Here is an 11,897-nt window from a genome sequence, read left to right as displayed (position 1 = left end):
TGGAACGCATTATGCTTACAGATAAAGAAATTGTAGAAATTAAAGAACATTTAAAGCACTATCCGCGCAAACAGGCCGCGGTCATAGAAGCTTTAAAGGTGGTGCAGGAACATCGCGGATATGTATCCGACGAAAGCGTAAAAGACGTTGCCGAATTTCTGGAGATGACCCCGGATGAAGTGGATAGCGTGGCCACCTTTTACAATCTGATTTTCCGTAAACCGGTGGGCGAGCACGTAATTTTACTGTGCGATAGCATAAGCTGCTGGATTATGGGCTACGAAAATGTGAGAGATCATCTGAAGGATAAGCTAAAGATTGATCTGGGGCAGACAACCGAAGACAAAAAATTTACGTTGTTAACCATCCCCTGTCTTGGCGCCTGTGACCGTGCCCCGGCAATGATGGTGGACAACGAACTGTACGGCAATTTAACGCCCGAAAAAATCGATGAAATTTTAGATCAATACAAATGAGAATAGATGAGCGTATGGAAAGACCACTAACACAGCATATTCGGCCGGGAGAAACCAACTCGCTGGCAGATTATCAGAAAAACGGCGGCTACGAAGGATTGAAAGCCGCTTTGAAGATGACGCCTAAAGAGGTGCAGGAAGTTGTTAAAAAGGCGGGCCTTCGTGGGCGAGGCGGAGCAGGGTTCCCCACCGGGCTGAAATGGAGTTTTGTGCCCATTGGCGATGATGCGCCGCGGCCTAAATATCTGATCGCCAACGGCGACGAAATGGAGCCGGGCACTTTTAAAGACCGCCTGCTGCTCGAAGGAGACCCCCACCAGCTGATTGAAGGAATGATCATCTCCGCTTACGCCATTCAGGCCGAAATCGGCTACATCTTTTTGCGCTGGGCTTACAAAAAGGCGGCGCAAACCATTAGCAAAGCGCTGGCAGAAGCCTATGAAGCCGGTTTGCTGGGCAAGAATATTTTGGGGAGCGGTTTTGATTTTGACCTGTATCTGCACACCAGCGCCGGACGTTACATTTGCGGTGAAGAAACGGCGTTAATCAATTCGCTGGAAGGCAAACGGGCCAACCCACGAGCCAAGCCGCCCTTTCCGCAAACAAGCGGTTTGTTTGGCAAGCCAAGCATCGTAAACAATATCGAAACGCTGTGTAATGTGCCGCACATTTTGCGCAATGGCTCGGACTGGTACAAGAGCATCAGTATAAGCGAAGACGGCGGAACGAAAATTTATGGCGTAAGCGGCAAGGTTAAAAATCCCGGATTATGGGAATTGCCGCTTGGCGTAACCATGCGCGAGGTGCTGGAAGAAAAAGCCGGCGGGATGCGCGACGGTCTGAAGTTTAAAGGCCTGTTGCCGGGCGGTGCATCGACCGACTTTCTGGTGGAAGAACACCTGGAAATCAAATTGGATTACAAAGGCGTGGAGCAAGCTGGCAGCCGACTGGGAACGGGCACCATGATTGTGCTGGATGACCAGACCTGCGTGGTGGGTATGGTGCACAATTTAGAGCAGTTTTTTGCCCAGGAATCATGCGGCTGGTGTACGCCGTGTCGCGACGGCCTGCCCTGGACGCGCAATATTTTGTGGGCCATTGAAAACGGGCAGGGCAAAATGGAAGACCTTGAACTACTGGAAAGCCTTACGCAAACCCTGTCGCCCGGTAATTCCTTTTGCGCTCTGGCCCCTGGCGCCATGGAACCCTTGCAAAGCGCATTAAAATATTTTAGAGAAGATTTTGAGCGTCACATTAAAGAAAAACGCTGCCCCTGGAGGTCCTGAGAATGGTGAAGATTAATATAGATGGCAAAGTTTACGAAGTAGAGCCAAAAAACAATCTGCTGCAAACGGTTCTTTCGTTGGGTCTGGACTTGCCTTATTTTTGCTGGCATCCAGCCATGGGATCGGTCGGCTCCTGCCGGCAATGCGCCGTTAAAAAATATGCCGACGAAAACGACCAGAAAGGCCGCATCGTCATGGCCTGCATGGAGCCGGTTGTGGACGGCATGCGCATTTCGTTAAATGATCCGGAAGTAAAAAAATTCCGGGAAAACATCATTGAATTGTTGATGACCAACCATCCCCACGATTGCCCGGTGTGCGACGAGGGCGGCGAGTGTCATTTGCAGGACATGACCTTAATGTCCGGGCACAACTACCGCCGTTATGAATTCAACAAACGCACGCACAACAATCAGTATCTCGGCCCATTCATTAATCACGAAATGAATCGTTGCATTGCCTGCTACCGCTGTGTCCGTTTTTACAGAGAGTACGCCGGCGGTCGGGATTTTAATGTTTTTGCCTCGCGTAACCGTGTCTTTTTTGGCCGTTACGAAGACGGCGTGCTGGAAAATGAATTTAGCGGCAACCTGGTTGAAGTGTGCCCCACCGGCGTGTTTTCCGACAAAACTTACAAAAAACATTACACGCGTAAATGGGATTTAACCACAGCGCCTTCCATCTGTCACAATTGCAGCCTGGGCTGCAACATCATTGCCAGTGAACGCTACGGAACCGTGCGGCGCATTACCAGCCGCTACAACGGACAGGTGAACGGTTATTTCATTTGCGATCGGGGACGCTTTGGATACGAATACGTGAACAGCGACAAACGCATCAAACAACCCCTGCGCCGCGGCCAGGCTTCCGGCGAACTGGAAGCGGTTGATATTTCCACGGCGTTTGAATTCGTCAAAAAGATTGTAAATAAAAAAGGCCGTTTGCTGGGCATCGGTTCGCCAAAGGCTTCGCTGGAATCCAACTACGCCCTGCAAAAGCTGGTCGGTAAAGAAAACTTTTTTGCCGGTGTTTCGCAGACGGAACATCGCGTAACGCGCAAGGCCATAAGCATCATGCAGAACGGCCCGTTTAATGTACCTTCGCTGCGCGAAACGGAAAAGGCCGACGTGGTGCTGGTGCTTGGCGAAGACGTTACCAACACCGCGCCCCTGCTGGCTCTCAGTTTACGACAGGCGGCGCGCGTGCGGCCCATGGAACTGCCCATCAGCATGAATATTCCCACATGGCACGAGCTGGCCGCCATGGAAATTATTCAGGATGAACTGGGGCCTTTCTTTGTTTTAACGCCTGCAGAGACCAAACTGGACGATTTGGCAACAGCCACCTACCGCAATGCGCCGGACAGCATTGCCCGGCTTGGCTTTGCCATTGCCCACGAAATTGATCCTTCGGCGCCGGGCGTTGACGATTTAAGCGAAGAAGAGGCAAAACTGGCCAAACAAATTGCGCGAGAATTGCTAAACGCTAAAAAACCGCTCATCGTCAGCGGCGTTTCTTTGATGAATGAAAAAATTCTTGAAGCCGCGGCCAATATTGGGCGCGCTATTAATGAAAAGCAAAAAACGGCAGACCTGTTCTTTGCCCTACCCGAGGCCAATAGTTTTGGGCTGGCCATGTTAGAAGAAAAAGCGCTGGATGACGCGCTGCAAGCGGTGGAGGCCGGAAAATACGATGCGCTATTTGTTCTGGAAAATGACCTGTACCGTCGCATGGAAAAAGAACGGGTTGATAACTTGCTGAGCGCCGCAGAAAAAGTGGTTGTTCTGCATTATCTACCAAACGAAACAACGCAAAAAGCGCACCTGGTGGTTCCGGTCGGGCCGTTTACCGAAAGCGACGGCACGCTGATCAACAACGAAGGCCGGGCGCAACGCTTCTTTCAGGTGTTTAACCCTGAGCAAACCATTAAAGAAAGCTGGCGCTGGCTGGCCGGCTTTATGGAAGACAACGGCCTGATCGCCGAAGACGAGCTGAATAACCTGGATGATGTGATCAACGCCCTGACGGCAGAGTATCCGCAATTGCAGGCCGTTAAAGAAGCAGCGCCGGATAGCCGTTTTCGCATCAACGGACAAAAGATCCCGCGTCAGTCGCACCGTTTTTCCGGTCGGACGGCCATTAACGCCCATGTTGACGTCAGCGAACCCAAACCTCCGCAAGACGAAGATTCTCCGCTGTCGTTCACCATGGAAGGTTACCAGGGCCCGGCTCCTTCTGCCGCTCTTTCCCGTTTCTGGTATCCGGGGTGGAACTCCAATCAGGCGGTGAACAAATTTCAAGTCGAAGTCGGCGGTGGGTTGCATGGCGGCGATCCGGGCGTCCGTATTTTTAAAGCTCAGCTAACAAACAAAACGGAATATTTTAAAGACGTTCCGGCGGCTTTTAAAGCAGAAAAAGACCAGTGGCTGGCCGTTCCTATTTACCTTTTTTATGGCAGCGATGAGTTGAGCCGCCTGACGCCGGGCGTGGAAGAAGTAATTCCGTCGCCTTTTATTTTGCTCAATGAAAAAGACGCCGAAGCGCTGAAAAGTTCCAGAGTAAAAATCCATATTTTGAACAGGACGGTTGAACTTGAGGTGAAAACCAGTCCGACTTTTCTGCAAGGTATGGCCGGCATCCCCATCGGAATGCCGGAAATCGGATTTGTGAATTTACCAATCATGGCAAAAATCACAGGATGAGAATATGAATGAGACGCTGTTTTATCTGTTGTTAATCGTTGGCGTTCTGGGCGTAATGCTGACCATTGCCGCCCTGTTGATCTGGTACGAACGACGCATGCTGGCTTTGTGGCAGGATCGTTACGGCCCGAACCGCGTGGGCCCCTTTGGCCTGATGCAGGTGCTGGCCGACATGGTAAAGATCTTTTTTAAGGAAGACTGGATCGCGCCGTTTGCCGATAAATGGGTTTTTATCATTGCCCCGACTTTTGTGATGATTGCCGTATTGTTGGGGTTTGCGGTTGTGCCCTTTGGCCCCGGACTGGTCGTTTCGGATATGAATATCGGTCTGCTCTTCTTTTTGGCCATGTCTTCGCTGGGCGCTTACAGCATTTTTCTGGGCGGATTGTCGTCCAATAACAAATATTCGTTGATTGGCGCATTGCGCGGCGCGGCGCAGGTCATATCTTACGAAGTTTTTATGGGCCTTTCTTTAATGGGCGTGGTTATCATGAGCGACTCTTTTAGTCTGGTAAAAATAGTAGAAGCGCAAAAAACGGTCTGGTTTGTGATTCCGCAGTTTATTGGTTTTGTCATTTTTGTGATTGCCGGATTTGCAGAATCGCATCGCGCGCCACTGGATTTACCGGAAGCGGAAAGCGAGCTGGTGGCCGGTTTTCATTCGGAATATTCCGGCATGAAATTCGGCATGTTCTTTGTCGGCGAATACCTGGGTATTACGCTAATTTCGGCCATGATCGCCACCCTCTTTTTCGGCGGATGGCTTGGGCCCTCATTTTTGCCGCCGGTGGTCTGGTTCTTTCTTAAAACGATGGTCTTTATCACCTTGTTTGTGCTGGTCAGAGCCGCTCTGCCAAGGCCGCGCTACGACCAGTTGATGGCCCTGGGCTGGAAAGTTCTGCTGCCATTGTCTCTCTTAAACGTTCTGGCAACAGGCGCACTGAAGTTGTATTTTGGATCTTAAGGAATAAAGAGTTAAGGGTTAAAAAAAACAGCATGATGGTCAAAGGAATTTATCAGACCAAACAAAAAACGCAAATACTCTTAACCAGGAAAGATATAGCTGGGAGAATAGATGTTTAGCATTTTACGAAGCATTTGGTTAACGCTACTTCATACGTTTTACAGGCGATTTACCGTGCAATATCCGGAAGAAAAACCAAAACTTCCGGCGCGATATCGCGGACGCATTGTGTTAACGCGCGATCCGGACGGCCAGGAACGCTGTGTGGCCTGCAATCTGTGCGCCGCGGCCTGCCCGGTGGACTGCATTGCCCTGGAAGCAACGGAAGACGAAATAGGACGGCGCTATCCAAAATTTTTCCGCATTAATTTTTCGCGCTGTATTTTTTGCGGCTATTGCGAGGATGCCTGTCCTACCTACGCCATCCAGTTGACGCCGGATTTTGAACTGGCTGAATACGAGCGGCAAAACCTGGTTTACGAAAAAGAGCATCTGCTCATTGACGGACAGGGCAAATATCATGGCTACAATTTTTACCGCGTGGCCGGCTATACGGTTGGCGGAAAAGGCAAGGGCGAAGCGCAACACGAAGATCCGCCCATCGATATTCGGGATTTGAATCCTTAATTTTAAGTTAAAGTTGAGAGTAAAGGGTCATAACCAATGACAATTTTGTTTTACATTGCGGCTCTGGTTGCCATTGTTTCTTCCATTCTGGTGATTACGCGAACCAATGTAGTGCACGCTCTGTTGTACATGGTTGTATCGTTGTTAGCCACCGCAGTCATGTTCTTTTTAATCGGGGCGCCGTTTATTGCGGCCATGGAAATCATCATTTACGCCGGGGCTATTATGGTGCTCTTTGTGTTTGTGGTGATGATGCTTAATCTGGGGCGTGCGGCGGTTGAACAGGAAAAAAGATGGCTTTCTACCGAAGGCTGGTATTTCCCTTCCGTGTTGAGCCTGATCCTGTTAGTTGAAGTGATTTATATTATTATTTCTGGCGAAACTTTGACCATCAAGGGCGCGCCGATTGATCCGCGGGAAGTCGGAAAAGCGCTGTTTTCAACCTACATCATCGCCGTGGAGCTGGCTGCTATTCTATTGATGGCCGGCATTATTGGGGCCTATCATCTGGCACGGCGCAAAAAACATGTTGTTCACCGCTTTTTAAAAACAGAAGGAGCCGAAGAATGAGTTCCGTTTCTTTAAATACAGGCTTATTGATTGCCAGCATAATGTTCTTTACAGGCTTTGTCGGCGTTATGATCCGCAAGAATATCATGTTTATGCTCATATCGGTTGAAATTATGCTGAATGCCGCCGGATTGGCGTTTGTTTTTGCCGGGGCGCACCATGGCCTGGCGGATGGGCAGGTCATGTTTCTTTTTATTTTGACCATGGCAGCCGCCGAAGTGGCTGTAGGCCTGGCGCTGCTCATTCAGATTTATCAGAAATTTAAAACACTCAATTCCGATGCTGCCAGTAATTTGAGGGGCTGATATGTACGAATTTTTATGGCTTGTACCAACATTTCCCTTTTTGGGATTTTTGATCTTAGCAATTTTCGGCAAAAAATTAGGCAATAAACTTTCCGCCTTTGTCGGCGTGGGCTCGGTTGGCCTTTCGGCCCTTATTACCTTATTGATTGGTTTTCAGTTTTTGACCAGTCCTCCGGAAAACGGGATATTCGTTCAAACGCTGTGGAACTGGATTGCAGCCGATGATTTTCAGGTGAATATCGCCTTCCACCTGGATGCGCTTTCCATGGTCTTTATTTTTGTGATTACCTTTGTCGGTTTCTGGATTCATCTTTATTCAACCGAATACATGGCCGACGACGCAGCCTTTAGCCGCTTTTTTGCCTATATGAACCTGTTTGTCGGCGCCATGCTGATGCTGGTGATGGGCGATAACCTGCTGTTGCTCTACCTGGGTTGGGAAGGCGTAGGGTTGTGCAGTTACCTGTTAATCGGCTTCTGGTACAGCGATCCGGCTAACGGTTACGCGGCGCGCAAGGCCTTTATTGTAACGCGCGTGGGCGATGCCGCCATGGCCATTGGATTGTTTTTGCTGTTTTACAGTTTTCGATCTTTAAATATTCAAGAAATTTTAACGGTTGCGCCTCATGTCTGGTCGCCGGGTAACAAACTGGCGGTGGCTTCCACGTTGCTGCTGCTGGGCGGCGCCGTTGGCAAGTCGGCTCAGTTACCTCTGCAGGTGTGGTTGCCAGACGCCATGGCCGGCCCCACGCCAACCAGCGCTTTGATCCATGCCGCAACCATGGTAACCGCCGGCGTTTATTTGATCGCCCGAATGAACGGTATTTACCTACTGGCTCCCATTTCCATGACGGCGGTGGCTATTGTTGGCGCGGCTACTTTGCTGGTTGCCGGTCTGGCCGGAATGGCGCAAACCGATATTAAACGCGTTCTGGCCTATTCAACGGTCAGTCAAATTGGCTACATGTTTTTAGCCCTGGGTGTGGGCGCCTGGAGCGCGGGTGTTTTTCACTTTATGATTCACGCCTTTTTTAAAGCGCTGCTCTTTTTGGGCGCGGGCGCCATTATTCTCGCTCAGCATCATGAACAAAATATGTTCAAGATGGGCGGACTGGCAAAGGCTTTGCCGGTTACCTTCTGGACGTTTTTGATCGGTTCGGCTTCGCTGGCCGCGTTGCCGTTGATTACAGCCGGCTTTTACAGTAAAGACGCCATCATCTGGTACGCCTGGAGCGGGCCCAACGGCAGTATTTATCTGTGGCTGGCGGCCCTCTTTGGCGCGGTGATAACCGCTTTTTACACCTTTCGCATGGTGTTTGTCACCTTTTTTGGCGAACAGAAAATCGAAGTATCGCACTTTCCGAAATGGACCGTGCATGTGCCGTTGATCGTGCTGTCTGTTTTTGCCGTGTTTGGCGGCTTTATTGAACTGCCTGCTACCATGGGCCACCTGACCCTGTTCAGCGATTTTATGAAGCAGGTTTTGCCAGGGCTTGAAGGCGGGCATCATGAAGTAGCGCTGGAGATATTTTCGCAGGTATTAACGGCCGTATTGGCTATCATTTCTATCTATCTTGCTTATTATCTGTATCTTAAGAACACAAAAATTGTGGCCGGCTTTACCGCGACTCCGCTTGGCCGTGGATTGCAGCAATTCCTGCTTTCTGGCCTGGGATTTGACTGGCTTTACGAAAGAGTGTTCATTCGGCCTTATGTCTGGATCGCGCGCATTAACAAACGAGATTTCATCGATCTTATTTATGTTTTCCTGCCCTGGATTTCCAGACAATTCCATTATCTGTTTAAATTAACGCAAACCGGTAAAGTGCGTCGTTACATTGTGGGCATTGCCCTTGGTGTTCTGGTTTCAATAACAATTGTGGTGATCCTATGACATTAACGTTTTTATTCTCATGGTTGATTTTAGGCGGCTTACTGGCCTGGCTGGCCGGTCGCTGGAATAAAGAAGCGCCGCGCTGGATATCGCTCTTTTTTACGGCTGTGCATCTGGCGGTTAGCGTCCGCTTGTGGATCTCTTTTCTCTCGGAAAAAGGCCTGACCCTTGCCCGGCAGGATTGGTTTTTGATGGAAAAAACCTCCTGGATCCCGCAGTGGGGCATTCAGTACTTTCTGGCGGTTGACGGGCTGAGCATTCTGCTCATCGTGTTGACGGGCTTTCTTGGCCTTTTGGCGGTTGCCTGTTCCTGGAAAGGCATTCAAGAGCGAGTTGGATTTTTTCATTTTAACCTGCTCTGGATCCTGGCTGGCATTAGCGGCGTGTTCATGGCGCTGGATTTATTTTTGTTTTACTTCTTCTGGGAAGTCATGCTCATTCCCCTTTATTTTTTAATCGGCATCTGGGGGCACTCCAACCGCATTTATGCAACCATAAAGTTTTTTATTTTTACGCAGGCCAGCGGGCTATTTATGCTTATTTCTATTCTGGCTCTGTATTTTATCCACGGTTCCCAAACCGGCCATTACACATTCGATTATCTGGAATTGCTGGGAACGCAGGTATCTCCCAAAGTCGCCTTCTGGCTGATGTTGGGCTTTTTTGTTGGTTTTGGCGTAAAATTACCGATCGTGCCGCTCCATAACTGGCTGCCCGATGCACACACCGAAGCGCCCACCGCCGGTAGCGTTGTGCTGGCCGGATTGGTGCTAAAGGCGGGCGCCTATGGTTTTATCCGCTTTTTAATGCCTCTCTTTCCACAGGCCGGTAAAGAGTTTGCCATGTTCGCCATGGTTCTGGGTATTATCGGCATCATTTACGCGGCCATTGTGGCCTTTGCGCAAAATGATTTAAAACGTCTGGTCGCTTACACCAGCGTCAGCCACATGGGATTTGTTTTGTTAGGTGTTTTTGCCTGGAATCAGCTGGCGCTGCAGGGCGCTGTTTTAATCATCCTGTCGCACGGTTTGAGTACGGGCGCTCTCTTTATCCTGGTGGGCGATATCTATGAACGTTTACACACGCGCGACATGGATAAGATGGGCGGTTTATGGGATATTGCGCCGCGCTTCGGCGGTTTTGGAATGGTGTTTGCGATGGCCTCGCTGGGGCTGCCTGGGCTGGCTAACTTTGTCGGTGAGTTTCTGGTCCTGTTAGGCGTTTACCAGGTTAGTATTCCCATCGCTGCCCTGGCAACGCTGGGCTTTATTGCCGCCACCGTCTATTCCTTGTGGATGATTCAAAAAGTGTTCTTTGGCAAAAACGAAAAAAAATGGAAGATGCCGGATGCCACGGCTCGAGAAATTTCCATTTTTACGGCGCTTGTTCTGGCATTGCTGTGGCTGGGCTTGTTTCCCAATACGGTTCTTAAGACCTCGCGCCAGGCCTTGAAAAATTTGCAAACCATTACCAGAGAATATTTTACGCCAACAAAAAATGCGCCTGAAAACCCAACGGTAGATGAGTTAAAGAAAAGTCGTTCGAATTACGGAGGTCTGGAATGACCGCAAACGATTGGTTAAAGTTAATGCCATTGATTATTTTAGCCGCAACACCCCTGGTGATGATGCTGGCCATTTCTGTAAAACGCAGTCATTTAATCGCCGTTGTGCTGGCGGTGATCGGTTTATTGGCTGCCTTTATTGCCGTGCCGGCGGCCTATTCTGCCTCTGGCGATCAGATAGGAAAATTGTTGATTATCGATAAATATGCCCTGTTTTATTTTGTGTTAATGTTCTGGGCGACGATTGCCATCATTATTCCCTCGTACCAGTATCTGGAAATGCGTTTTAAGGGAAACCGGGAAGAATACTATTTGTTAATGCTAACGGCCACGCTTGGCTCGGCCGTGCTTGCCGCCAGCACGCACTTTGTCAGTTTCTTTTTGGGCCTGGAAATACTCAGCGTTTCGCTTTACGCCTTAATTGCCTATTTAAGACAGACCAACGAAGGCATTGAAGCGGGGTTTAAATATTTGATTCTGGCTGCGGTTTCTTCGGCTTTTCTGATTTTTGGCATGGCGCTGGTGTTCGCTAAAACGGGCAGTATGGAGTTTGGCGCGATCATTGCCTTTTTGAAAGAAAAAAGCAATTATGATTTGATCGCGGTAGGCGGCGTTGCGCTAATGATGGTTGGATTTGGATTTAAGCTGGCGGTCGTTCCATTCCACATGTGGTCGCCCGATGTTTACGAAGGAGCGCCTGCGCCGGTCACGGCCTTTATCGCTTCGGTTTCAAAGGGCGGCATTCTGGCCTTGCTTTTCCGTTTCTTTGGCGATTTTAACATCGTACAATCCAAACCATTGTTCGCCATTTTCGCCGTGATTGCCATTCTTTCCATGTTTGGTGGCAATTTACTGGCTCTGTTGCAGACCAATATCAAACGATTGCTCGCCTATTCTTCCATTGCCCATTTTGGTTACATTCTGGTGGCATTTATGGCAGGAAATGCCCAACAAAATTTTAAAGGCGTAGAAGCGGCGACCTTTTACATTGTCTCATATTTTATTACCATTATCGGCGCCTTTATCATTGTAGGGTTGATCTCTTCCGAAGAACGTGAAGGAATGGAGCTGAAAGAGTATCGCGGATTGTATTGGCGGCATCCCTGGCTTTCGGTGGCCCTTTCGGCAATGATGTTTTCGCTGGCAGGCATCCCCTTAACATCGGGATTTATTGCCAAGTACTACATTCTGTCCTCTGGTATTTCGGTCAAACTATGGACGCTGGTCATCATTTTAATCATTAACAGCGCGCTGGGCGTTTACTATTACCTGCGCGTAACGGTAGAAATGTTTAGCAATGTAAACGAAGAAGAAAAAGCAGGCCTGTTAAAACCGAATGTTGGCATTTTTAGCGGATTGCTGCTGGCCCTGTTAACCGTTGCTCTGGTCTGGCTGGGCGTGTTCCCAACGGGTTTAATCGCAAGTATTCAGGCGGCCATGTTTTAAAGTCAGCAGATAAAATCGATTTTAAATAAGAAAGCCATCCCTCAGGGATGGCTTTGTTTTTTT

10 protein-coding genes are annotated in these 11,897 nt (G+C 49.3%); all 10 read left to right on the top strand.

Going from position 1 to position 11,897, the window contains the following annotated elements:
• Nucleotides 1-11: 11 nt before the first annotated feature.
• The 10 genes from nuoE (at nucleotide 12) to Cabys_RS18815 (ending at nucleotide 11,834) form a co-directional block, all read left to right on the top strand.
• Nucleotides 12-476 carry an NADH-quinone oxidoreductase subunit NuoE gene (nuoE, locus tag Cabys_RS18860; protein WP_006927739.1) on the top strand — a complete coding sequence of 155 codons (465 nt, stop codon included), beginning with the start codon at nucleotides 12-14 and terminating at the stop codon, nucleotides 474-476.
• A 14-nt stretch (nucleotides 477-490) separates the two neighbouring features.
• Nucleotides 491-1,762 carry an NADH-quinone oxidoreductase subunit NuoF gene (gene nuoF, locus Cabys_RS18855; protein ID WP_044281043.1) on the top strand — a complete coding sequence of 424 codons (1,272 nt, stop codon included), beginning with the start codon at nucleotides 491-493 and terminating at the stop codon, nucleotides 1,760-1,762.
• A gap of 2 nt (nucleotides 1,763-1,764) precedes the next feature.
• Complete coding sequence (gene nuoG, locus Cabys_RS18850; protein WP_006927741.1) at nucleotides 1,765-4,464, top strand: NADH-quinone oxidoreductase subunit NuoG; 2,700 nt, start codon at nucleotides 1,765-1,767, stop codon at nucleotides 4,462-4,464.
• A 4-nt stretch (nucleotides 4,465-4,468) separates the two neighbouring features.
• Nucleotides 4,469-5,428, top strand: a complete 960-nt coding sequence (nuoH, locus tag Cabys_RS18845) for an NADH-quinone oxidoreductase subunit NuoH (RefSeq protein ID WP_006927742.1) — start codon at nucleotides 4,469-4,471, stop codon at nucleotides 5,426-5,428.
• Nucleotides 5,429-5,539: 111 nt separating this feature from the next.
• Entirely contained in the window at nucleotides 5,540-6,055 is a 516-nt protein-coding gene (gene nuoI, locus Cabys_RS18840; protein WP_006927743.1) for an NADH-quinone oxidoreductase subunit NuoI, read from the top strand.
• Nucleotides 6,056-6,091: 36 nt separating this feature from the next.
• Nucleotides 6,092-6,625: an NADH-quinone oxidoreductase subunit J gene (gene nuoJ, locus Cabys_RS18835; protein ID WP_006927744.1), complete on the top strand. Its 534-nt coding sequence runs from the start codon at nucleotides 6,092-6,094 to the stop codon at nucleotides 6,623-6,625.
• Nucleotides 6,622-6,930, top strand: a complete 309-nt coding sequence (gene nuoK, locus Cabys_RS18830; RefSeq protein ID WP_006927747.1) for an NADH-quinone oxidoreductase subunit NuoK — start codon at nucleotides 6,622-6,624, stop codon at nucleotides 6,928-6,930. Before nuoJ ends, nuoK begins: the two co-directional genes overlap by 4 nt.
• Nucleotide 6,931: 1 nt before the next feature.
• A complete protein-coding gene (gene nuoL / locus Cabys_RS18825) occupies nucleotides 6,932-8,824 on the top strand; it encodes an NADH-quinone oxidoreductase subunit L (protein WP_006927749.1) in 1,893 nt (630 codons plus the stop codon).
• Complete coding sequence (gene nuoM, locus Cabys_RS18820) at nucleotides 8,821-10,389, top strand: NADH-quinone oxidoreductase subunit M (protein ID WP_006927750.1); 1,569 nt, start codon at nucleotides 8,821-8,823, stop codon at nucleotides 10,387-10,389. Before nuoL ends, nuoM begins: the two co-directional genes overlap by 4 nt.
• Nucleotides 10,386-11,834, top strand: coding sequence for an NADH-quinone oxidoreductase subunit N (locus Cabys_RS18815; RefSeq protein WP_006927751.1), 1,449 nt, complete (start codon nucleotides 10,386-10,388; stop codon nucleotides 11,832-11,834). The genes nuoM and Cabys_RS18815 overlap by 4 nt, the downstream gene beginning before the upstream one ends.
• Nucleotides 11,835-11,897: the final 63 nt, after the last annotated feature.

This window comes from Caldithrix abyssi DSM 13497 (assembly GCF_001886815.1).
Classification (GTDB): domain Bacteria; phylum Calditrichota; class Calditrichia; order Calditrichales; family Calditrichaceae; genus Caldithrix; species Caldithrix abyssi.
This window is presented reverse-complemented; position numbering and strand designations above follow the sequence as displayed.